The organism is Bradyrhizobium sp. (assembly GCF_035935975.1).
GTDB lineage: Bacteria > Pseudomonadota > Alphaproteobacteria > Rhizobiales > Xanthobacteraceae > Bradyrhizobium.
The window spans coordinates 15,495-37,566 of record NZ_DASYWN010000033.1 but is presented as its reverse complement, the minus strand read 5'-3'; the positions used below and the strand labels follow the sequence as shown (position 1 = coordinate 37,566).

Sequence of the window (22,072 nt, the reverse complement as noted above, 5' to 3'; positions counted from 1 at the left end):
GCCCGACTTTCTGCGATGTGGTTTCCAGTTGCTTGTCGGCGGTCTTGAGACTCGGGCATGATGGTTTCAAAGTAGACACCGAAAGTTAACGGAAAGGCAAACCGGACCCTTGAAAAAGCCTGTTCACAACCCTCGCGAAGTCGCTGAAATCGTTGCGATTCAGGCGCTGTCCTTCGTTGCCGGCGAGCCCGGGCGGCTGGGCCTGTTTCTGGCTGAGACAGGGGTCGGTCCGGAGACCCTGCGCAATGCCGCCTCGGACCCCAATTTCCTCCTCAGCGTGCTCGATTTCGTGCTGCGCGATGACGACACCGTGAAGGCCTTTGCGAGCGCCTCGGAGCTGCATCCAACCAACGTTGCTGCGGCGCGGCAGGTCCTCGGCGACGCGCTGGGCGATCCCAATTGGGAGCGCGACGTGCCGTGACCGCGCCCGACCCGGCCGGGCCTCGCTGCTTCTGCCGGGATTGTTCGGCCGATCTGGATATGGGGGTGCGGCGCTGTTCCGCCTGCGGTTCCCCTCGCCTGGTCCGCCACCGGGCGCTCGCCTCGCTGACCATCGCCCATATCGACTGCGACGCCTTCTACGCCACGGTCGAGAAGCGCGACAATCCTGACATCGCCGACAAGCCCGTCATCATCGGCGGGGGAAAACGCGGCGTTGTGTCGGCGGCCTGCTACATCGCGCGCACCTACGGCGTGCGATCGGCCATGCCGATGTTCAAGGCGCTGGAAGCCTGCCCGCATGCGACCGTGATCCCGCCCGACATGGCGAAATACGTCCGCGTCGGCCGTGAAGTACGGCAGGCCATGCAGGCGCTGACGCCACTGGTCGAGCCGCTCTCGATCGACGAGGCCTTCCTCGATCTGTCCGGCACCGAGCGGGTGCACGGTATGATCCCGGCAAAAGTGCTGGCGCGCTTTGCCCGCGACATCGAGCGCGACGTCGGCATCAGCGTTTCCGTTGGCCTCTCCTGCAACAAGTTCCTGGCCAAGATCGCCTCCGACCTCGACAAGCCGCGCGGCTTTGCCGCGCTCGATCAGGAGGAAGCGCGCGTGATGCTGGCTTCGAGGCCGGTCGGCTTCATCTTCGGCGTCGGACCGGCCACGCAGGAGCGCCTGGTGCAGCGCGGCTTCCGCATCATCGCCGACCTGCAGAAGGCCGACGAGATCGAGATGATGCGGCAGTTTCCGAGTGACGGCCGCAGGCTGTGGCGGCTCGCCCGCGGCATCGACGACCGCCGCGTCGAGCCCGATCGCGGCGCCAAGACGATCTCCAGCGAAACCACCTTCGAGACCGACATCCGCGATTTCGCGACGCTCGAGAAGATCCTGTGGCGGCTGTGCGAGAAGACGTCGTCGCGCCTCAAGAGCAGCGAGCTTGCCGGCTCGACCGTGACGCTAAAACTGAAGACCGCCGATTTCCGCCAGCGCACCCGCTCGCAGTCGATCGCGGCCCCGACCCAGCTCGCCGCAAAGATCTTCTCGATCTGCCGGGAGATGCTGGCGAAGGAAATCGACGGCACCGCCTTCCGCCTGATGGGCGCCGGCGTCAGCGCGCTGCGCGAGGGCTCGGCGGCCGACGACACCGACATGCTCGACCGCCGCGCCGCCCACGCCGAGCGCGCGGTGGACAGCCTTCGCAAGAAGTTCGGCAGCGCCGCGGTGATCCGCGGCATCGCGTATGACGGGCCTGAGAGGGCGGAGGAATGATGACAGCCGAACGCGATATCGACGTGCTGCTGAGAGACATGAAACCGGATCTGCGACCGGGCATCTTCGTGTTCTGCACGATCGCGGCAAGGCAGAGCATTCCCGCAGGACTTAGCCCGTTGCTGACGTTCCGCGAGCAGGAAGGAACTACGCTCATCGTTTTGCGCGAAGAGGCCGAAGCAGCGGGCCTGCGTTACGCATTCCCCTCGCGCCTGATTACCCTGGCAGTTCACTCCGCGCTCGATGCGGTGGGCTTTCTTGCGGCCATCACCACGCATCTGGCTGACGTCGGCATCAGTGTGAACGCCGTTTCAGCCTTCCACCACGACCATCTCTTCGTACCGTCCGACAAGGTCGAAGATGCGATGGCTGCTCTCCAGGATATATCAGAGGCGAGCCAAGATTAATCCATCGCTCCATCGGGGCTACGGACGCGCGCACAGCGGAAGCAGCTTGTCGCGCGTGAGCGGCGCGAGCTTCACCGATCCCGGTGCATTCGGATCCAGCCAGAGAATCTCCTCGATCTCGGCGCCGGGACTGACCGAGTGCGCGATCGCGACGCGAAAGATTTCCGCATCGACCTGCCGGCCGGGCTCATGCGCCGCAGGCGCGGTGTAGCGTCCGACATAGGTCATCTCGTTCGGACCGACCTCGATCCCGAGCTCCTCGGACAATTCCCGCCTCAGGGCGACCTCCGGGTGCTCGCCGGCCTCGATCTTCCCGCCCGGCTGCATGAAAGCTTCAGTGGCCCGCTTCCTGACGAGCAGGACGCGTCCATCGCTCCTGCTCATCAACGCAGCCGCGATCCGAATAAAATTCTGCGAAGTCATTCCCTGCAACACCTCAATCCGCGACCGCGATCGCCTCGATCTCGATCAGCCATTCCGGCGCGGCGAGCGCGGAGACGCCGACGAGCGTCGAGGCCGGCGGCTCCATGCCTTCAAAGAAGGCCGAGCGGGCCTTGCCGATGATCGGGCGCAGCTCGGGCTTGTAGCCGACCACGAAGGTCGTGATCTTGACGATGTTGGCGTAGGTCGCACCGGCCGCCTTCAGCGCGTGGCCGAGATTCTGCATCACCTGCGTGGTCTGGGCGGCGAGATCGCCCTCACCCACGATCCGCCCCTCCTCGTCGGTCGACACCTGACCGGAGATGTAGATGGTGCGCGCACCGGTGGCGGTGACGACGTGGGAATAAGCGGGATTGTGATGCAGGCCGCTGGGACGGAGATGATCGAGCTTGGGCATGGGCTGGCTCCCGGAGTTTGTGGTTGGTGGGAGCGTAGCTGGAGAGCGCGCCGAGAGCTAGCCGTCATTGCGAGGAGCAAAGCGACGAAGCAATCCAGACTGCTTCCGCGGAGGGATTCTGGATTGCTTCGCGGAGCCTGTCATCGGGCCGCGCTACGCGCGGACCCGTTGGCTCGCAATGACGACGGAGAGCGCGCGCCCCTCAATTGCAGGGCTTGCTGTCCTTGACGTCGAACTTGCCCATCGCGCCGGAGATCACAAAATCGTTGTAGTCGAGCACGAGCTGGCGCGAGACGCCGTTCTCGTAGAGCTCGAACGCCATCGCATAGACAGGCGTCTGCTCGCCTTCCTTCTGCTGGGCCTCGCGGTCGAAATAGCTGACGGTGACGGGCCAGCGCTTCAGCGACTTCATGTGCTCGTCCGTGGTCGACGGATCTGACGAGGTGGCGCGCTCTACGGGGATCGGCTGGCCGATCACGGTCAGCGTGTTGTAGACCTTCTGGCCATCGTCGGAGCCGTCATAGACCGACAGCTCGAGCAGCGACTTGCCGTCCTTGGCGGCGGCGATGATGCGCTGGATCTGCTCGGTCGGGAACACGACCTTGCCGTCGAGTGTGAAGCTCTTCGGCGCCGGTAGCTTCAGCTTGACGTTGATGTGGTCGCCGTCGCGCTCGGCCGATCCGTCGACGCGGCCCGCGTCGGCCTCGTTCATCCGCGTCTCGATCTTGAAGCGATAGCTCTTTCCCGCCGCGTCCTCCCACGAATTGGAGCGGAGGTCGCTGAGCGTGATCTTGCCCTCGCCGCTGTCGAGCTCGGAGACCTGGCGGAATTCGGAGGTGTAACCCTCGCAGGAGCTTCCGGTGAAATTGTAGAGGATGCGGCCTCGAGCGCTGTTGACCGAATTGGAGCGCGATTTGACCAGGCTGAGGTCATAGAGCGCCTGATGCGCGAGGAATGGACCGCTGGCCGCCTGCGCCATATCAGCCGGGCCAAAAGCGGCCGCCGCGAGCGCCATCACACCGAGCGAAGTCCGGAAAAGGTGCACCATGTCTGGTCCTTGAGGATGCGTCCGTGGGAAAAGCGCAGATTCGACAGTTTAATGACCGTTCCATTGCGTCGCAACTGAGGCTGTTTCACGTAAAGTTGCGGCCCACGCTTTGAACCGCCTGCCCTTCCTCAACAAAATAGGGCCCCCTCCGGTTGCTTGCATGTGGCGGCACGATGGGCGAAACAGGGCGCGCCCGGCCGCCAAAGCCGGGACAGATGATTTTTTGGACAACGAGGTCGAACATGGCGGGCACGGTCGAGCAGAAACTGGCGGAACAGGGCATCAAGCTGCACGAGGCCCCCACCCCCGTGGCCAACTACGTGCCGTTCGTGCGCACCGGCAACCTGCTGTTCGTCTCCGGCCAGGTCTGCTTCGACCCCGCCGGCAAGCTGATCGCCAAGGGCAAGCTTGGCGCCGGCGTCTCGATCGAGGACGGTGCTGCGGCGGCGCGCGGCTGCGCGGTCAACCTGCTGGCCCAGGTCAAAGCGGCCCTCGGCGACCTCGACAAGGTCGTGCGCGTGGTCCGTCTCGGTGGCTTCATCAACTCGGCGCCGGACTTCCTGGACGGGCCGAAGGTGCTGAACGGCGCCTCCGACCTGATGGTCGCCGCCTTCGGTGACAAGGGCCGCCATGCCCGCACCACCGTCGGCGTCGCCTCGCTGCCTGCGGATGCCGCGGTCGAGGTCGAAGGCGTGTTCGAGGTCGCCTGAGGCTGATGCGCGCTCCGGATTGGCTGACAGCCCGGCCGGTCGCTCATCGCGGCCTGCACGACATCTCCCGCGGCATCGTCGAGAACATGCCGGGCGCGGTGCAGGCTGCCATCGCTGGCAACTTCTCGATCGAGGTGGACATCCAGCTCTCCGCCGACGGCGAGGCGATGATCCATCACGACCATGCGCTCGGCCGCCTCACCGAGGCGACCGGCGAGGTGGTCTCGAAGACCGCGGCGGAGCTGAGAGCCGTCAAGTTCAGGGATACCGACGAGCGGATGATGTCGCTGTCCGACCTCTGCGCCATGGTCGCCGGCCGCGTGCCGCTGGTGATCGAGGTGAAGAGCCATTTTGGCGGCGACCGCAAGCTGGTGAAGCGGATGGCCGAGGTGCTGTCGTCCTATCAGGGCCCGGCCGTCGGCATGTCCTTCGATCCCGACCAGGTGCTGGCGCTGCGCGAGCTGTTGCCCAACCGTCCGCGCGGCATCGTCGCGCAGCGGAGCTATGAGGACGAATACTGGGCCTACCTGACCCAGCCGCAGCGCGACAGCATGCTGTACCTGCGCCACGGCTTTCAGACCCAGCCGCATTTCGTCGCCTTCAAGGTCGACCATTTGCCAGCCCCCGCCCCCTGGATCGCCCGCAACGTGTTCGGCTGCGCCATGCTCGGCTGGACCGTCCGCACACCGGAGCAGCGCACGCGGGTCGGGCAATATGCGGATCAGATGATCTTTGAGGGGTTCGTGCCGTAGGGCCGAACTGCATCCCATCGTCATTGCGAGCGCAGCGAAGCAATCCAGGATCCCTCCAGGGAGAGACTCTGGACTTCGTCGCAAGGGCTCCTCGCAATGACGGACGGAGACGGTGGCGGCCGCCTGACCTGCAGTTCCCGCCCCTTGAAGTCCCTGCTGCGATGCACGATCTTGGGCGCGATGGCATCATCTGAAATCACGCTCGAGGCGGTCCCCTCCATTGGCGAAGTGTCGGCTGAAGATTGGGACGCCTGCGCCAACCCCGGCGGCCGCTGCACTGGGGCGGGCAACGGGACCTCATCCGCCCTTGCAGGCGATTCCCTCGGCCTCTTAAAACCCGCCTATAACCCGTTCGTCTCGCACGCCTTTCTCTCGGCCGTTGAGAAATCGGGTTCGGCGACGATCCGCACCGGTTGGGGAGCGCGGCATCTCGTGGCCAAGATCGACGGCCGCGTCGCCGGCGTCGTGCCCTGCTATCTGAAATCGCACTCGCAGGGCGAATACGTCTTCGACCGCGGCTGGGCGGACGCCTATGAGCGCGCCGGTGGACGGTATTACCCGAAGCTGCAGGTCTCGGTTCCCTTCACGCCGGCCACAGGGCCGCGGCTGCTGGTCCGCGACGGTGTCGACCGCGAGCGCATCACCGAGACACTGGCGAGCGGGCTGGTGGCGCTGTGCGGCGTCAGCAAGGCCTCCTCGGTGCACGTCACCTTCGCCCGCGAGGCGGAGTGGAAGCTGCTTGCCCAGCATGGCTTCCTGCAGCGCACCGACCAGCAGTTCCACTGGCGCAACGAGCGCTTTGCCACCTTCGACGATTTCCTGGCGACGCTGAACTCGCGCCACCGCAAATCGATCAAGCGCGAGCGGCGCGATGCGCTCGCCGCGGGCATCACCATCCACTGGCTCACCGGCAAGGACATCACCGAAGACGCCTGGGACGCGTTCTTCATGTTCTACATGGAGACCGGCTCGCGCAAATGGGGCCGGCCTTACCTCACACGCGAGTTCTTCTCGCTGATCGGCGAGACCATGAGCGAGGACGTGCTGCTGGTGATGGCCCGCCGCAACGACCGCTGGATCGCAGGCGCAATCAACTTCATCGGCTCGGACACGCTGTTCGGCCGCAACTGGGGCGCGGTCGAGCATCATCCGTTCCTGCATTTCGAGGTCTGCTACTATCAGGCGATCGATTTCGCCATCAAGCACGGCCTCACCCATGTCGAGGCCGGCGCGCAAGGAGAGCACAAGATCGCGCGCGGCTACCTGCCGCGGACGACCCATTCCGCCCACTTCATCGCCGATCCCGGCCTGCGCCGCGCCATCGACGATTACCTCAAGCGCGAGCGCGCCTATGTCGCCGAGGCAGGACGAGAGCTCGCCGAGCTCGGCCCGTTCCGCAAAGGCATCGACGAGGCGCCTTGACGGTTTGCCATCGCTGGTGACAGTAAGCGCGAAATTCTAAGCTCAAAGTTCTTGGGAGCCGCCGCCATGACTGCCTACGACACCAACAACATCTTCGCAAAGATCCTGCGCGGCGAGCTGCCCTGCCACAAGGTCTACGAGGACGAGCACGTCTTCGCTTTCCTCGACATCATGCCGCGCGTGCCCGGCCACACGCTGGTGATCCCAAAGGCCCCTGCCCGCAACATCCTCGACGTCGCGCCTGATGATTACGCCCATGTCGCCCGCGGCGCGAAGAAGATCGCGATCGCAGCAATGAAGGCGTTCAAGGCCGACGGCATCACCGTGCAGCAGTTCAACGAGCCCGCCGGTGGACAGGTCGTGTTTCATCTCCACATGCACGTGATGCCGCGCCATGACGGCATCGCGATGCTGCCGCCCGCGAGCCGCAAGGAAGACGTCAAGGTGCTCGAAGAGAACGCGACCAAGCTGATCGCGGCGCTGAAGGCGGGCTAGCTGCCTCCACATCGTCATTGCGAGCGAAGCGAAGCAATCCAGACTCTTTCCGCGGAGACAGTCTGGATTGCTTCGTCGCTTTGCTCCTCGCAATGACGGCGTAGAGAGAACTCACTCCGTCTGAAAATCCCCTGCTTGCGGTGCCGCCAATGGCGTGAACTCGCAACGGTCGGGCTTGATATCGATCAGCGGCGTGTTATCGATGCAATCGAGCCCGCGCACCAGAATGGCATTGCCCTCGATGCCGACCAGCTTCACGATCGACGTGCCGATCGGGTTGGGCCGCACCGGCGAGCGCAGCGAAAACGTGCCGCGGGTCTTCTCGTTGTTCTTGGGGCTTTGCAGCACGATGTCGCGGCGCGACCTGTCGAGCCAATAGAGCACTTCGAGATTGCTGTAGAAATCGACGCCCTTGATGGCCGGCACGAACGGCTCGAAGATCTCGAGGCGGCAGATCGGGCCGTCCTGACGCCCCTGCCGCGGCGTCTCCAGCCGTGAGGTCCAGGGCGTGCGGATGCGACCGATGAAGACGAGGCCGGCGTCTTCCACAGGCGGCAGCTCGATGGCGACCTCGCCCTCGCGGAGCTCGTTTTCGCGAACCATATTTCCAGTTCCTTGCTGTTCGCCGGTGGTTTTAGCCCAACCACCACTTGCCGGCCAGCATGAAGACCTCGCCGGTCACCACGCCGGCGAAAATCGAGCGGCGGGTCAGCAGGAAGACGACGAGGCCCGCGGCCACCGCGCCGTAGCGCAGGGCATCCGGCACACTGGCCAGCGCCCCCGGCGGCTGGACCACGATCTGGGCGATGACACCGGCGAGGATGGCGGTCGCGACCGCCCTCACCCAGACCAGCAGCTCGGAGCCCTCGTCGATGCCGCCACCGAACCACAGACCCAGCATGCGCCATATCTGGTTGGGAACAACGCCGGCAACGAACAGCACCACGAGCGCATGCCAGTCACCGATGAGCTGCGCGTAGCTCATGCGCGCACCTCGCGCCACCAATGCACGCCATAGGCGATCGTGCCGGCCACGAGGCCGCTGACGAGGATGTCGAGACCGGAGTTCATCCTCGCGGCCAGCGGATAGAGCAAAACGCCGAGCGTCAGCGCGACGACGTCGGCGACCTCGCGGCTGTTGCGCGCGGTCGAGAACAGGAACGACAGCGGCGTCAGCATCAGGATCGCAGCACCAAGCGTCTGCGTCAGGTTGGCGGCGAGGAAATAACCGACCGTGTTGGCGGTGAGGCACACCGAGACCAGGCCGAAGCCAAGCCCGTTGACGAAGGCGATGCGCCGCTCGCGCGGCACAAGCGGCAGGAAGCGATGGCACTCGACCCACAGTGTCACGGCGGTGAGATGCGCCGCGAAGAACAGCTCGCGCCGCTTGGTCGTCGGCGTGCGCATCAGCGGCAGCACCGAGACCACCATCGGAAACAGGCGGATGGCGCTAACAGTCACCGCGATCGCCGACTGGATGATGGTGGCGCCCGAGCCGAGCGTGGTGATCAAAATGATCTGCGCCGGGCCTGCCCAGACGAACAGGGTCGAGCAGAGCGCCCAGAGCAGGCTGAAATGGGTGTCATGGGCCAGCGCGCCGATGCCGAGATAGGTCGCAAACAGGACGAGCGTGAGGATCGTCTGCGTGATCGAGCGCAGCCCCCAGCCGAAGGCGCGCAAGGGACTTTGCCATTGAGGGGAATCGAGCGGAGGGAGCGCCACGGGAAGGCCGGCTGAGGTTGCAGAATCGTGCCTGCATAACGGGCAATGCAGCGGTCCGCGTCAAGGAAGCGCGCGGCGGGGCTGGCATGCGCGTGAGGACCCTACCCGCTCACGCCCCGGTTCTTCAGCACGAAACAGGCGCCGCCCGCTTTGCGGATGCGGTTGCAGAGATCGTCCGCCTCGGGGCGCGTGTCGGCGCCGATGCGCACCTGGTAGAACGTGTGCGAACCGCGACTGCGCACGACCGAACTCAGCAGGCTGGGATCGCGCTCTCCGATCACGGCACTGAGGCGCGTGACGGCGCGCGAGTACATCGCCAGCGCCTTGTTGCGGTCGAAGCCGGCGGCGAGCTGAACGCCCCAGATTTTTGCGGCGGCAAGCTCGACATGCTGCTCGAGCTCGGCGACGAACGGATTCGGCGCGCGCTTCAACAGCGCCATCAGCTCGCGGCAGCTTGTCAGCGGCGAGCTCGGCGGCCCCTTGCCGGTGCTGCCAGCCTTGGCCCATGCGTCGACGCTCGTACCCGTGATGGCATAGACGTAGTTGCGGGTCTGCGCGGGCATCGGGCCGGTGCCGGCGAGCCATTCCTGCACACGGCGCGGGCCGGCGTTATAGGCCGCCGCGGCAAGGCCGAGATTGCCGAACTGGTTGCGCAGCTCGTTCAGAAATTCGGCCGACTTCGGCAAGGCCTGAACCGGGTTGAATGGATTGAGCAGCCCGCGCTCGCTGGCGGTGCCCGGCATGAACTGCGCGATCCCCTGCGCATGCTCGCCGCTGCGCGTCATCGGCCCGACAGCATCGGCCTGGAAGCGGCTTTCCTGCCAGATCACGCGGGCGAAGAATTCCAGCGGCAGGTTGGCATCGCGGGCCGCCGCCTCCACGATCAGGCAGATCGATTCCCGCGTATCGCTCTCGCGCGCATCGGCGGGCTTTGGCGGCCCGATCGCGAGCTCCTCGACGCTGGGAACGGCGACGTCAGTCTTCGCGGGCGAGCTGTCCCATGCCGCGGCCTCCGTCGTTGAGACGAGCCATACGGCAGCGAGGAGTGACGCAATTCGCGCCAACACTGCCCAAGCAACGCCGTGGCGCAGGGCGTCGCGGCATGCGACAAGATGATGTGCCATGTTGTGGCATCGTGCCATGGTTCGACGAGTTGCCAATATATGCTGCCTGACCTGCTTCTCCCAATGCGCTTCTCCGCCACAGGGATCCGCGCGATCCTTGCCCTCGCCGCCCTCATCCTGTCCGCCCTGCCGGCCACCGCGCAAGTCAACTGGCGGATGACCACGGAATATCCGCAAAACAACATTTCCGGGATCGGCCTTTCCACTTTCGCCGATCGCGTCGCCGCGCGCACAAACGGTTTCGTGACCGTGGCCAATTCCTTCGACAATGAGCTCAAGATCAACTCGGGCGAAATGCCGCGCGCGGCGCTGGACGGCCGGATCGCCGGCGGCGATGCCTTTGCCGGCGCGCTGTCCGGCATCGACCCCGTGCTCGGTCTCTCCACTCTGCCCTTTCTGGTCCAATCAGTAGACCTTGCCCGCGCCACCAATGCGCGGGCCCGCCCGCTCTACGAGAGGGCTTTCGCGGACCGCGGTCTCAAGCTGCTGTATCTGACGATCTGGCCGGCAACGGGTCTCTGGTCGGAGCAGGCGCTCGCGGGTGCCGACGATTTGCCGAAGCTGAACCTGCGGGCCTACGACGCCAATTCCAGCGCGGTGATGCGCACGGCCGGCGCCAACGCGCAGTTCCTGCCGATGGACAAGGCGCTGGCCGGCCTGAAGGACCATCAACTGAACGCGTTCCTCACCTCCGGCGATGGCGGCGCGGGGCGAAAGCTCTGGGACTTTCTGCCGCATTTCACCGCCATCAATTACGCGATGCCGGTGTCGATCGCCTTCGTCCGCACCGAGGCGTTTGCCGCGCTGTCGGAACCGATGCAGCGCGAAGTGATGGCGGCCGCAGCCGAGACCGAGCAGAGCCAGTTCGCCCTGCTCGCCCATCGCACCGCCGAGAATTACGCACGCATGCGCGAGAACGGCGTCAACATCGCCGAGCCCGCGCCGCAATCCCTCGTCGCGGCCCTGCGCAATGCCGCAACAAGCACGATCGCCGCCTGGGAGGCCCAGGCCGGGACCGATGCCGCGGGGATCGTCGAATGGGCCCGGCAGCAATGACGCCTTGGCTCTTGACTTGAGAGCCCAGCCGAATAGCAACGGGCGGAAACATCCAAGCCGGTTCCGCCCTGATGGCCACAATCTATTTCGATCTCGACGGCACGCTGACCAACCCGAAGCCCGGGATCACCCGCTCGATCCAGTACGCGCTGGAGCGGCTGAGCCTGCCGGTACCGAGCGAGGACGAGCTGACCTGGTGCATCGGCCCGCCGCTGCACGCCAGCCTGCAGAAGCTCGCGGGCAGCGCGGAACTCGCGGACCGGGCGCTGCTGCTCTACCGCGAACGCTTTAGCGATATCGGCCTGTTCGAGAACGAGGCCTATGCCGGCATCGTCGACACCTTGACGACGGTTGCCGCGACCAACCAGCGCATGTTCGTGGCCACCAGCAAGCCCGCGGTCTACGCCACCCGCATCGTCGATCATTTCGGCCTGAAGCCGTATTTCGAGCGCGTGTTCGGCTCCGAGCTCGACGGCACCCGCGTCGACAAGCGCGACCTGCTGCGCTACGCGCTCGACGAGGCCAGGGTCGATCCAGCCACTGCAATCATGATCGGCGACCGCAGCCATGACGTCGTCGGCGCAAGGACCAACGGCATGACCGCGATCGGTGTGCTCTACGGCTATGGCAGCGAGGCCGAGTTGCGGGACGCCGGCGCCCATCACATCTGCGCCGCGCATCCCGAGCTGCTCGGCCATTGTGGGGGCTAAAGCATGATCCGGAAAAGTGCGCAGCGGTTTTCCGAAAAGATCATGCTCAAACAACAACCTAAAGCGCGATGACGATTCGTCCAAATCTCATCGCGCTTTAGGCGGTCACAGTCTCGACCGCCGCAAGCATCCCCGTCTTGGCGTGACAGTTCAGATATTCGAAGAACTGCTCGTCCGCGGCCGCCACCGTGACCTCGTGATAGAGCCGCAGCTTTGCTGACGGCCCCAGCGTCGAGAGATACTTCATCGCCGCACCAAAGATCCTGACATGGGTCGGATGCGACTCCGCCCAGCGCTCCAGCGCGGCGAGGCTCTTCCACCAGCTCTGGCCGTAGGATTTTTCGCTGACGCTGCCGTCGGCGACGAGCACCTGCATGTAGCGGTTGGCATAGCAGCCGATCGCGAGGCCGTCGTCGCGCAGAAAATCCATGCCCTCGCGCAGCACCGGCTCGACGTCGTCGAGATAGAGCTTTCGTTCCGATGCCTCGGTGTCGCTCCAATCCTGTCCGGAACGGATCAGGCAGAGATTGTCGTGCGCTTTCACCCGCAGCCGCGCGCCGTCGCGGATCAGCTCGGGCGCGCCGCCCGGCGACATCGGATCGGTCTGCGACAGCGGAATGCGATCGCGCATGCCGCCCCAATAAGCGTGCTCCTGCACCTCGCCGCTCATGCCGTCCGCAATGACGGCGACACCCTCGGGCCGGTCGGGTGAGGAGAACAGCGTCTCGTGCCGCGCGACCGTGGGACGCAGAACTTCAATGAAGGTACCGATGCCCTCGCGGGCCTCGCCGGTCCACGCCTCACGCGCCGGCGTGAACCAGGCATCGAAGCGCACGACGTCGCTCCAGTAGGCCACCGACACGATATTCGCATGGCCAGACTGGTCGACATAATGTGCGCGGTCCCAATGTGAGGGACCGCCCTCGCCCGCGAACAGACCGGCGATGTCGGCGAGTGCCTCCCGCGCAGCGACGGCGCCTCGCTGCGATATTGCACGCCGAAATAGGCCATCACGACGCGGTTCACCGCCGGCTGGTAGCGCGCCACGAAGGATGGATATGGCGGCTGGTAATCATCGGGCACGCGCTTGTGGCGCGTGCGTGTCGTTTCGAGGTACGCGGGAATTGCAGATTCCATGGCCATGCCCTCCCCTCGTTGCGTTGCTCAACTCGCCGCCGCGGCGATCTCCGTGGGGTCGACGGTGTCGACCGGAAGTGCGAACTGCTCGACGCGCTTGTAGGGCTTCTTGTTGAGCAGGAGCCGCGTCACGTCGGGCCGCGAATAGTGCCCGGCGGGGTCGGCGGCGTTCTTGGCGACCCCGATGGCGCCGAGATCGATCTCGGCGATCAGGAGGCCCTCCTGGTCCGGCGCCAGCTTGTCGCCGATCTGGCTGCCGTCGGGGCCGTAGATCGCGGCAAAGCCGCCGCCGGCATGCAGCAGCGCATGCTTGTCCGGCCGGTCACAGAGCTCGTCGATCATCGCCTGCGACACCGTCGCGCAAGGCGCGAGCACGAAGCACGAGCCTTCCACCGCATAGACTCGCGAGGCGGCGTTGTTGACCTCGGCACCGAGCGCCGGCGCAAAGGGATCGTAGAGCGAGAAGCTCGGCCAGGCCGCGACATGCACTTGCTCGTTCTGGGCGTACATCGCGTATTTCGACAGCGGCTGCAGATGCTCCCAGCAGCACAGCGCGCCGAGACGGCCGATGTCGGGGCGCGCATGCACCGCGAGATCGCTGCCGTCGCCCTCACCATAGACGGTGCGCTCGGCATGGGTCGGGCGCAGCTTGCGGCGCTTTGCGATGGTCTCGCCGTCGGGGCCGATCAGCCATTGCGCCAGGTAAAGACTGCCGCCGTCGCGCTCGGAGAGGCCGAGCACCGCGGTGAGCTTTGCCTTGCGTACGGCATCGCGCAGCTTTTCGGCCTGCGGGCTGTCATAGGACAGCGAATTGTCGAAATAGCGCTGCACGAAGCCGCGGCCGATCGCCCAGGCCGGCGAGTCCATCCAGATGTGCCAGGGGTAGCCGGGGATGAACGCCTCCGGGAACGCGATCAGCCTGGCGCCCTTCTCGGCGGCCTCTTTGATCAGCGCGATCGACTTGTCGATCGAGGCGTCGAGATCGAGCCAGGCGGGCGCCGCCTGCACCACCGCCACCTTGTATTTCGGATGTTCGATGCCCATTGCCGCCTCCCTTGCCGGTTGATCGGAAGCCACGTCCGATGCAGTCTATTGGGCCAAGCCGGGCGGCCGCGCGCTCGACCACGGCGGAACAAAAACTCGACCGGAAGGAAGCGCCGCCCGGTACGGAACTTGCCTGCAGTCAGGCCGGATCTGCGCCACCATGCGGTTTGCTGGATGTGAAAGGGAGGCTGTCCTGATGCCAATCCAGTTCACGACGGACGGCAGCCCCGGCTACCGGCGGCTCGCCCTCTGGCAGGACATCGTCTGCGACGTCTTCGTTGGGCTCGACTGCAAGTCCGACCTCGGCAGCGCCTTTCGCGGCTCGGTCACGCAGGTCCCGCTCGGCAAGGCCGTCTGCTCCGAGGTGTGCTCCGACCGCCAGCACGTGTTCCGCACACCGTCCCGCATCGCACGCTCGGATCAGGATTTCGTCCTGGTCGCGCTCGGCAATCGCGGCGACGGCGGCGTCGTGCAGGACGGCCGCGAGACCGTGATCCATCCCGGCGAGTTCGCGCTCTACGACACCACGCGGCCCTACGAGCTGAAGTTCAAGGACAGCTTTACGCAGACCATCTTCAAGGTGCCGCGCGAGATGTTGCAGCGGCGGCTCGGCGCCACCGAGACGCTCACCGCGATGTCATTCGGCGCCGACATGCCGCTCGAGCGGCTCGCCTACGATTTCATCTTCCGCCTTTGCCAGAGCGCCGACAGGCTTGCTCCGGACCATGCCGCCGCCCTGTCGGAGCAGGCCGTCGATCTGCTCGCGATGGCGCTGGGCGAACGGCTCGGCAAGACGTCGCTGCCGTCCTCGACGCATCGCTCCGCCCTGCTCTACCGGCTGAAGGCGCACATCCGCGCGCACCTTGCCGATCCCGATCTGGCTCTGGCGGAAACCGCCGCCGCGCTCGGCATCTCGCCGCGCTATGTCAACGATCTCCTCGCCGACGAGAACACATCGTTCCAGCGCCACGTCCTGGCCGAGCGTCTCGCGCAATGCCGGCGCGATCTCGCCTCGCCCGTGCTCGCCCATCGCCACATTAGCGAGATCGCGTTCGCCTGGGGCTTTAACGACCTCTCCCATTTCGGCCGCGTCTTCCGCGAGCACTTCGGGATGTCGCCGCGCGACTACAGGCAGAGCCAGCTGCGGCACTGAACAGCCATCTTCGCGAGCCTTCGTCCCGAACGAAGGCAGCACTCGCCAATTCCAGATTGTCTTGTCAGGCCGCGTGCCTCAGGCTGGCCCGCATGAGGACTCACGCGACGACAGGCGGATCGGAGCTTCTGCTGAGCGTGATCGCGATCCGGCTCGCGGTGCTGGTCGTGGTGGGATGGGGCCTGACGCTTCTGCCGCGGCAGGTGCGGGACACCGAAACCACGTGCACAGCCTCACCTGCGACGAGGGTCGAAGCTCAGCCTTCAATAAAGGCAGTCGGCGCGCGCGTCGCCGATGCCGCGTTTGATGACATGCGTCTGCACGACTAGGGCGTTCCCAAGCAGAGCCGCCATGTGAGCGCGTGATAGGACCCGGCGCTCGCCTGCGCTAACCTCAACGCCAAGGTCGCATGGATCAATCAGCGGCCATCCGAGGAGCAGATCGATGGAATACCGACGCTTGGGCCGATCCGGCCTGATGGTGCCTGCCTTGAGCCTGGGAACGGGCACGTTCGGGGGCGTCGGCCGCCTCGCGGCGTGGGGCACGACGGACGCGACCGAAGCACGGCGGCTTCTCGATATCTGTCTCGAAGCGGGCGTGTCGATGTTCGACACCGCCGACGTCTATTCGCTCGGCGAGTCCGAGCGCGTGCTCGGCGAAGCCATCAAGGGTCGTCGCGACAAGGTGCTGGTCTCGACCAAGGCCACCTTCCGCTTCGGCGACGGTCCCAATGACATCGGCTCGTCGCGCCAGCATTTGCTCGCGGCCATCGACGGCTCGCTGAGCCGGCTCGGCACCGATTACATCGATCTGTTCCAGCTCCACGGCTTCGATGCCTTCACCCCGCCCGAGGAGGTGCTCAGCACCCTCGACGTGCTCGTGCGCGCCGGCAAGATCCGCTATGTCGGCGTCTCGAATTTTTCTGGCTGGCACCTGATGAAGTCGCTCGCCGTCGCCGACAAGCACGGTTTTCCGCGCTACGTCGCCAACCAGACCTACTATTCATTGATCGGGCGCGACTACGAATGGGAGCTGATGCCGCTCGGTGTGGACCAGGGATTAGGCGCGGTGGTCTGGTCGCCGCTCGGCTGGGGACGCCTGACCGGCAAGATCCGGCGCGGCCAGCCGAAGCCGGAAGTGAGCCGCCTGCCCAAGACCGCCGAATTCGGGCCGCCCGTGCCCGACGAGCACGTCTATCGCGTGGTCGATGCGATCGACGAGATCGCGAAGGAGACCGGCAAGAGCGTCTCGCAGATCGCGCTCAACTGGCTGCTGCAGCGCCCCACGGTCTCGACGCTGATCATCGGCGCGCGCAACGAGGCGCAGCTGCGCGAAAATCTCGGCGCGGTTGGCTGGTCATTGACCAAGGACCAGGTCGCAAAGCTCGATGCCGCCAGCAAGGTCACGCTGCCCTATCCCTATTGGCACCAGCGCGGCACCTTCTCCGACCGCAATCCGCCGGCGGTGTAGGCGCGCCGCGCCCAGCCTTGAGCTGCGTCAAGCCGGCTCGCATCGGCCGTGGCATCGTGCGGCCATCGCGAGGCAGCCCGATGCGCCGATTTGCCATGAAGGCCCTGTTCACGATGCTCAATCTCAACCGCACCGAGCGGTCCCGGATCGATTGGGATCGCAGCGTGCTGATCGCCTCCACGGCGGTGACAATCGGGCTCGTCGCGCTCTACATCTTCGGAAAATCGACGGGGCGCTGGTAACGGAGGTTACCGGAACTATCGCGATCCTGCCCTGTTGGCGCAATACTCCGCCAGCGGGCAGAGTTCGATTCGCCAACAAGACGCCGCTGATGATGTCGACAGTCACGCTCGAGCAGGCCGACGGCCTGCCGCTGCCACAGCGCCGATGGGCCATTCTCACCATCGCACTCGGCATCACCATGTCCGTGATCGACGGCGCCATCGCCAACGTCGCACTGCCGACGATCGCGGCCGACCTCAACGCGAGCCCGGCCTTCTCGATCTGGATCGTCAACGGCTACCAGCTCGCGATCACCATCTCGCTGCTGCCGCTCGCCTCGCTCGGCGAGATCGTGGGCTACCGGCGCGTCTATCTCGCCGGGCTTGCGCTGTTCACCCTCGCCTCCGCGTTCTGCGCGCTCGCGCACTCGCTGCCGATGCTGACGATCGCGCGCATCATCCAGGGCTTTGGCGCGGCCGGCATCATGAGCGTCAACACCGCGCTGGTGCGCTTCACCTATCCGCATGCGTTGCTTGGGCGCGGCATCGCGCGCAACGCCCTGGTCGTGGCGGTGTCCGCCGCAATCGGACCGACGCTGGCTTCGGGAATCCTGGCGGTGGGGAGCTGGCCCTGGCTGTTCGCGATCAACGTGCCGATCGGTGCGGTCGCCGTTGTGCTCGGCGCACGGTGCCTGCCGCGCACACACCTCGCAGCGCATTCGTTCGACTGGCAGAGCGCGGGCCTCAGCGCCGTCACCTTCGGCGTCGGCATTTTCGCGGTCGACAGCGTCGGCCATGGCGAGCCGCTCCTCACCTGCCTGATCGAATTCGCCGTCGCGGTGGTCGCAGGCGCAGCCCTGATCTGGCGCGAGACCCATATGGCCGCGCCGCTGCTGCCGGTCGATCTGCTGCGCATCCCGATCTTTGCGCTGTCGATCGCGACCTCGATCGCCTCGTTCTGCGCCCAGATGCTCGCCTTCGTCGCGATCCCATTCTACCTGCAAAGCCGTTTCGGCTATTCGGCCGTGCACATGGGGCTGCTGATCACGCCCTGGCCGATCACGGTGGCGTTCGCCGCCCCGCTCGCGGGGCGGCTGGTCGAGCACTATCCGGCCGGACTGCTCGGAGGCATTGGCCTCTTACTGTTCGCAGGCGGGCTCGCCTCGCTCGCCATGCTCCCATCCGCGCCCGGCGCCTTCGACATCGCCTGGCGCATGGCCCTGGCCGGCTTCGGGTTCGGCCTGTTCCAGACGCCGAACAACCGCACCATGATCGCCGCCGCCCCGCGCGAGCGCACCGGCGGCGCCAGCGGCATGCTCGGCACGGCCCGTCTGCTCGGCCAGACCACCGGCGCCGCCCTCGTCGCGCTGTTCCTCGGCCGATACCCGCAGGAGGGAACCAGGATCGCGCTGCTCGCAGCCGTCGGCTTCGCCCTGTGCGGCGCACTGCTCAGCATGTTGCGCCTGTCGCCTACCGGCGCGCGCGGCGCCGAGCATGTGCGGGTACAGGACGGGCAGCGGATGAAGGGGGATTGACGCTTCGCACACGCCTGCGCCCGACAAGGGGACCTGACATTTCGATACGAACAAAAAGGCCGGCTCTTCAGCCGGCCTTTTCGCTTCATGATGCGCCGATCAAGCCTTGACCAGCGGGCCCTTCGAGGTCGGCCCCTTGGAGCCGCCGGGGCCGCCCGGCTTGTTGGGTTTGCCCGGCGGGCGCTTGCGGGTGCCGGGCAGCTTTTCCTGCTTCGGCGTGACCGGGCCCTCGACGAACTCGAAGCCGATCTTTTCCTTGGTCTCGTCGGCCTCGTCCTTGACCAGGACGACGCGGACGTGGCCACCCCCCTTGAGCTTGCCGAACAGCACCTCGTCAGCCAGCGGCTTCTTGATGTGCTCCTGGATCACGCGGGCCATCGGCCGCGCGCCCATCTGCTCGTCATAGCCGTGCTGGACCAGCCAGGTCTTGGCGGGCTCCGACAGCTCGATGGTGACGTCGCGGTCGCCGAGCTGCGCCTCGAGCTGAAGCACGAACTTCTCGACCACGGTGCCGATCACCTCGACGCTGAGATGGCCGAACGAGACGATGGCGTCGAGACGGTTGCGGAATTCCGGCGCGAACTGCCGGTTGATCGCCTCGTGGTCGTCACCTTCCCGCTTCGAGCGGGTGAACCCGAACGCCTGCTTGGCGAGATCCGAAGCACCCGCGTTCGTGGTCATGATCAGGATCACGTTGCGGAAGTTGACCTGCTTGCCGTTGTGGTCGGTGAGCCGGCCGTGATCCATGATCTGGAGCAGCACGTTGTAGAGGTCGGGATGCGCCTTCTCGATTTCGTCAAGCAGCACAACGCAATGCGGATGCTGGTCGACGCCGTCAGTGAGCAGGCCGCCCTGATCGAAGCCGACATAGCCGGGAGGCGCGCCGATCAGACGCGATACGGTGTGCCGCTCCATGTATTCGGACATGTCAAAGCGCAACAACTCGACGCCGAGCGACGCCGCGAGCTGCTTTGCAACCTCGGTCTTGCCGACGCCGGTGGGGCCGGAGAACAAGTAGCAGCCGATCGGCTTCTCCGGCTCGCGCAGGCCCGCGCGGGCGAGCTTGATCGAAGCGGCAAGCGACTCGATCGCCTTGTCCTGGCCGAACACGGTGCGCTTCAGGGTCTGCTCGAGATGCTTGAGCACCTCGGCGTCGTCCTTCGACACGCTCTTCGGCGGGATCCGCGCCATCGAGGCGATCGTGGTCTCGATCTCCTTGATGCCGATCGTCTTCTTGCGCTTGTTCTCGGCGACCAGCATCTGCGCCGCACCGGACTCGTCGATCACGTCGATCGCCTTGTCGGGCAGCTTGCGGTCGTGGATGTAGCGCGAGGAGAGCTGCACCGCAGCCTCGATCGCCTCATTGGTGTACTTCAGCCGGTGGTAGTCCTCGAAGTACGGCTTGAGGCCCTTGAGGATCGCGATGGCGTCCTCGACGGTCGGCTCGTTGATGTCGATCTTCTGGAAGCGCCGCACCAGCGCGCGGTCCTTCTCGAAGTGCTGACGGTATTCCTTGTAGGTGGTCGAGCCCATGCAGCGGATCGTGCCCGAGGCAAGCGCCGGCTTGAGCAGGTTCGAGGCGTCCATCGCCCCGCCCGACGTCGCACCCGCACCGATCACGGTGTGGATCTCGTCGATGAACAGGATGGCGTTGGGATGCGCTTCGAGCTCCTTCAGCACCTGCTTGAGGCGCTCCTCGAAGTCGCCGCGATAGCGCGTGCCGGCGAGCAGCGTGCCCATGTCCAGCGAGAACACGGTCGCGGCCGCCAGAACCTCCGGCACCTCGCTGTCGACGATGCGCTTGGCGAGGCCCTCCGCGATCGCGGTCTTGCCGACGCCGGCCTCGCCCACGAACAGCGGATTGTTCTTCTGGCGGCGGCACAGCACCTGGATCGCGCGGTTGATCTCGGAATTGCGTCCGATCACCGGATCGATCTTGCCGTCGCGCGCCTTCTTGTTGAGGTTGACGCAATAGGTCTCGAGCGCTTCGCCCTTCTTCTTGGCGTCCTCGTTGCCCTTGGCTTCGGTCTCCTCGTCGACGCCGCGAACGGGCCGCGCCTCGGAGACGCCCGGCCGCTTGGCGATGCCGTGGCTGATGTAGTTGACGGCGTCATAGCGCGTCATGTCCTGCTCCTGCAGGAAGTACGCAGCATGGCTCTCGCGCTCGGCGAAGATCGCGATCAACACGTTGGCGCCGGTCACCTCTTCGCGACCTGACGACTGCACGTGGATCACCGCGCGCTGGATCACGCGCTGGAAACCGGCGGTCGGCTTGGCATCGTCGGCGCCATCCGTCACCAGATTTTCGAATTCGGTCTCAAGATAATTGACGAGGCTCGTGCGGAGCTTGTCGAGATCGACGCTGCAGGCACGCATCACGGCGGCTGCATCGGAATCGTCGATCAGGGAGAGCAGAAGATGCTCGAGCGTCGCGTATTGGTGATGACGCTCGTTTGCGATCGCCAGTGCACGATGCAGGGATTGTTCAAGGCTTTGGGAAAAAGTCGGCATTCGCGTCCTCTATGGCCCCCACCATCATGATCGCCATCGCCCGGTCAGGCAACAACAACCTTTGTCACATATAGTTATACAAGACCGCCGCGAAAGACCGGTTCCGCGACTCGATGGGCATTACGCACCCACGGCATACTCGATGCAAAACCCGTTCCGATTTGGGCAAAACTACCCATTTGGGCAGGATTGACGCCGGCGCTGATTGTCGCCGGACCATGTCGCGGCATGCGCTGACATCACACACCGGACGAACAGAACCAATCCTGGAGAATTCGGGATTCGAACGCGTGGTTATTTCTTTTCCATCACGCATTGCAGCGGATGCTGGTGCTTGCGGGCGAAGTCCATCACCTGCGTCACCTTGGTCTCGGCGATCTCGTAGGTAAACACGCCGCACTCGCCGATCCCGTGATGGTGGACGTGCAGCATGATCTTGGTCGCCGCCTCGACGTCTTTCTGGAAGAACTTCTCCAGCACGTGGACGACGAATTCCATCGGCGTGTAGTCGTCGTTCAGGATCAGCACGCGGTACAGGTTCGGCCGCTTGGTCTTCGGCTTGACCTTGGTGATGACGGAGGTATTCGGCCCCGTCGGGCTGCCGGAACGGTTCTCGTCATTGCTCATCCGGGGAGCGGACACGGCGGCCGTGGACAGGTCGGATATGGAAGTCAGTTGCGGCATGGCTCAGGCGTTCAAATTCCCCACGGAAGCGAATAACGGTCCGCCGCGCGGCCCGTTGCTCTGGAGCCTCGCACAGGCGCGCCGCCTTGTTGGATCGCCGCTCCCGACCGGTCCGGTCGAAGCCGGATCGCTCGTCAGCAATATGGGCCCGCCTCCGGCTCGCCGCAAGCGTGCAAAGGCTTGGCCGACGCGGCCCGCGGCGGTCCCGATTCCAGGTCCGGGCGATCCTTGCCAAGGTTAATCAATCCGGACCGATTTGACAAAAATTTCCGCCCCGAATGTTTAGAAGATGTTGACCAGGAACCTGACGTCAAGGTGACCCGAGC

Annotated in this window: 24 protein-coding genes and 1 pseudogene; 14 read left to right on the top strand and 11 right to left on the bottom strand. The window is 65.4% G+C overall.

Going from position 1 to position 22,072, the window contains the following annotated elements:
- The first annotated feature begins 109 nt into the window (after window positions 1-109).
- Genes VGR99_RS17400 through VGR99_RS17390 form a run of 3 tightly spaced genes read left to right on the top strand, consistent with a single transcriptional unit; the run spans window position 110 to window position 2,114 of the window.
- On the top strand, window positions 110-421 hold the full coding sequence (locus VGR99_RS17400) for a DUF3572 domain-containing protein (protein ID WP_326899894.1): 312 nt from the start codon (window positions 110-112) through the stop codon (window positions 419-421).
- The gene (locus VGR99_RS17395; protein WP_326899893.1) at window positions 418-1,707 is read left to right on the top strand and encodes a DNA polymerase IV; all 1,290 of its coding nucleotides are present in this window, start codon (window positions 418-420) and stop codon (window positions 1,705-1,707) included. Before VGR99_RS17400 ends, VGR99_RS17395 begins: the two co-directional genes overlap by 4 nt.
- On the top strand, window positions 1,707-2,114 hold the full coding sequence (locus tag VGR99_RS17390) for an ACT domain-containing protein (protein ID WP_326900056.1): 408 nt from the start codon (window positions 1,707-1,709) through the stop codon (window positions 2,112-2,114). The genes VGR99_RS17395 and VGR99_RS17390 overlap by 1 nt, the downstream gene beginning before the upstream one ends.
- An 18-nt stretch (window positions 2,115-2,132) precedes the next feature.
- Here the strand turns inward: VGR99_RS17390 and VGR99_RS17385 are convergent, their stop codons facing one another.
- The 3 genes from VGR99_RS17385 to VGR99_RS17375 all read right to left on the bottom strand — a co-directional run bounded on the left by VGR99_RS17385 (window position 2,133) and on the right by VGR99_RS17375 (window position 4,000).
- A complete protein-coding gene (locus VGR99_RS17385) occupies window positions 2,133-2,537 on the bottom strand; it encodes an NUDIX domain-containing protein (protein ID WP_326899892.1) in 405 nt (134 codons plus the stop codon).
- Window positions 2,538-2,550: 13 nt separating this feature from the next.
- A complete protein-coding gene (locus tag VGR99_RS17380; protein WP_326899891.1) occupies window positions 2,551-2,952 on the bottom strand; it encodes a RidA family protein in 402 nt (133 codons plus the stop codon).
- Between the two features lie 202 nt (window positions 2,953-3,154).
- A complete protein-coding gene (locus VGR99_RS17375; RefSeq protein WP_326899890.1) occupies window positions 3,155-4,000 on the bottom strand; it encodes a cell envelope integrity EipB family protein in 846 nt (281 codons plus the stop codon).
- 242 nt (window positions 4,001-4,242) lie between these two features.
- Here VGR99_RS17375 and VGR99_RS17370 point away from each other — a divergent pair, with 242 nt between their 5' ends.
- The 4 genes from VGR99_RS17370 to VGR99_RS17355 all read left to right on the top strand — a co-directional run bounded on the left by VGR99_RS17370 (window position 4,243) and on the right by VGR99_RS17355 (window position 7,379).
- Entirely contained in the window at window positions 4,243-4,710 is a 468-nt protein-coding gene (locus VGR99_RS17370; RefSeq protein ID WP_014494672.1) for a RidA family protein, read from the top strand.
- 5 nt (window positions 4,711-4,715) lie between these two features.
- Window positions 4,716-5,462, top strand: a complete 747-nt coding sequence (locus VGR99_RS17365; RefSeq protein WP_326899876.1) for a glycerophosphodiester phosphodiesterase — start codon at window positions 4,716-4,718, stop codon at window positions 5,460-5,462.
- Between the two features lie 180 nt (window positions 5,463-5,642).
- A complete protein-coding gene (locus tag VGR99_RS17360) occupies window positions 5,643-6,884 on the top strand; it encodes a GNAT family N-acetyltransferase (protein WP_326899874.1) in 1,242 nt (413 codons plus the stop codon).
- Between the two features lie 66 nt (window positions 6,885-6,950).
- The gene (locus VGR99_RS17355) at window positions 6,951-7,379 is read left to right on the top strand and encodes an HIT family protein (protein WP_326899872.1); all 429 of its coding nucleotides are present in this window, start codon (window positions 6,951-6,953) and stop codon (window positions 7,377-7,379) included.
- A gap of 111 nt (window positions 7,380-7,490) precedes the next feature.
- Here VGR99_RS17355 and tsaA read toward each other — a convergent pair whose 3' ends face one another.
- The 4 genes from tsaA to VGR99_RS17335 form a co-directional block, all read right to left on the bottom strand.
- Window positions 7,491-7,982 carry a tRNA (N6-threonylcarbamoyladenosine(37)-N6)-methyltransferase TrmO gene (gene tsaA / locus VGR99_RS17350; protein ID WP_326899871.1) on the bottom strand — a complete coding sequence of 164 codons (492 nt, stop codon included), beginning with the start codon at window positions 7,980-7,982 and terminating at the stop codon, window positions 7,491-7,493.
- Window positions 7,983-8,013: 31 nt separating this feature from the next.
- On the bottom strand, window positions 8,014-8,364 hold the full coding sequence (locus tag VGR99_RS17345) for an AzlD domain-containing protein (RefSeq protein WP_326899870.1): 351 nt from the start codon (window positions 8,362-8,364) through the stop codon (window positions 8,014-8,016).
- Window positions 8,361-9,101 carry an AzlC family ABC transporter permease gene (locus VGR99_RS17340; RefSeq protein WP_326899867.1) on the bottom strand — a complete coding sequence of 247 codons (741 nt, stop codon included), beginning with the start codon at window positions 9,099-9,101 and terminating at the stop codon, window positions 8,361-8,363. The genes VGR99_RS17345 and VGR99_RS17340 overlap by 4 nt, the downstream gene beginning before the upstream one ends.
- 101 nt (window positions 9,102-9,202) lie before the next feature.
- Window positions 9,203-10,225 (bottom strand): lytic transglycosylase domain-containing protein, encoded by a 1,023-nt coding sequence (locus tag VGR99_RS17335; protein ID WP_326899865.1) that lies wholly within the window; start codon window positions 10,223-10,225, stop codon window positions 9,203-9,205.
- Between the two features lie 39 nt (window positions 10,226-10,264).
- Between VGR99_RS17335 and VGR99_RS17330 the strand changes: the two genes are divergently transcribed.
- Both VGR99_RS17330 and VGR99_RS17325 read left to right on the top strand, forming a co-directional pair.
- Window positions 10,265-11,281, top strand: a complete 1,017-nt coding sequence (locus tag VGR99_RS17330) for a TRAP transporter substrate-binding protein (RefSeq protein ID WP_326899864.1) — start codon at window positions 10,265-10,267, stop codon at window positions 11,279-11,281.
- 71 nt (window positions 11,282-11,352) lie between these two features.
- Entirely contained in the window at window positions 11,353-11,991 is a 639-nt protein-coding gene (locus tag VGR99_RS17325; RefSeq protein ID WP_326899863.1) for an HAD family hydrolase, read from the top strand.
- Between the two features lie 97 nt (window positions 11,992-12,088).
- On the opposite strand, the pseudogene VGR99_RS17320 reads toward VGR99_RS17325, so the two are convergent.
- Window positions 12,089-13,128: pseudogene (locus tag VGR99_RS17320) on the bottom strand (phenylacetaldoxime dehydratase family protein).
- Window positions 13,129-13,155: 27 nt separating this feature from the next.
- A complete protein-coding gene (locus VGR99_RS17315; RefSeq protein WP_326899861.1) occupies window positions 13,156-14,172 on the bottom strand; it encodes a carbon-nitrogen hydrolase family protein in 1,017 nt (338 codons plus the stop codon).
- 196 nt (window positions 14,173-14,368) lie between these two features.
- Between VGR99_RS17315 and VGR99_RS17310 the strand changes: the two genes are divergently transcribed.
- The 5 genes from VGR99_RS17310 (at window position 14,369) to VGR99_RS17290 (ending at window position 18,551) form a co-directional block, all read left to right on the top strand.
- Window positions 14,369-15,325, top strand: a complete 957-nt coding sequence (locus tag VGR99_RS17310; protein ID WP_326899860.1) for a helix-turn-helix domain-containing protein — start codon at window positions 14,369-14,371, stop codon at window positions 15,323-15,325.
- Between the two features lie 92 nt (window positions 15,326-15,417).
- Complete coding sequence (locus tag VGR99_RS17305) at window positions 15,418-15,654, top strand: hypothetical protein (protein WP_326899859.1); 237 nt, start codon at window positions 15,418-15,420, stop codon at window positions 15,652-15,654.
- Window positions 15,655-15,769: 115 nt separating this feature from the next.
- Window positions 15,770-16,795, top strand: coding sequence for an aldo/keto reductase (locus VGR99_RS17300; protein WP_326899858.1), 1,026 nt, complete (start codon window positions 15,770-15,772; stop codon window positions 16,793-16,795).
- An 80-nt stretch (window positions 16,796-16,875) separates the two neighbouring features.
- On the top strand, window positions 16,876-17,037 hold the full coding sequence (locus VGR99_RS17295; protein WP_326899857.1) for a hypothetical protein: 162 nt from the start codon (window positions 16,876-16,878) through the stop codon (window positions 17,035-17,037).
- An 89-nt stretch (window positions 17,038-17,126) separates the two neighbouring features.
- On the top strand, window positions 17,127-18,551 hold the full coding sequence (locus VGR99_RS17290; protein WP_326899856.1) for an MFS transporter: 1,425 nt from the start codon (window positions 17,127-17,129) through the stop codon (window positions 18,549-18,551).
- A gap of 99 nt (window positions 18,552-18,650) precedes the next feature.
- Here VGR99_RS17290 and clpA read toward each other — a convergent pair whose 3' ends face one another.
- Window positions 18,651-21,062 (bottom strand): ATP-dependent Clp protease ATP-binding subunit ClpA, encoded by a 2,412-nt coding sequence (clpA, locus tag VGR99_RS17285; RefSeq protein WP_326899855.1) that lies wholly within the window; start codon window positions 21,060-21,062, stop codon window positions 18,651-18,653.
- Between the two features lie 294 nt (window positions 21,063-21,356).
- Window positions 21,357-21,689 (bottom strand): ATP-dependent Clp protease adapter ClpS, encoded by a 333-nt coding sequence (gene clpS, locus VGR99_RS17280; RefSeq protein WP_027548135.1) that lies wholly within the window; start codon window positions 21,687-21,689, stop codon window positions 21,357-21,359.
- Between the last annotated feature and the right edge of the window lie 383 nt (window positions 21,690-22,072).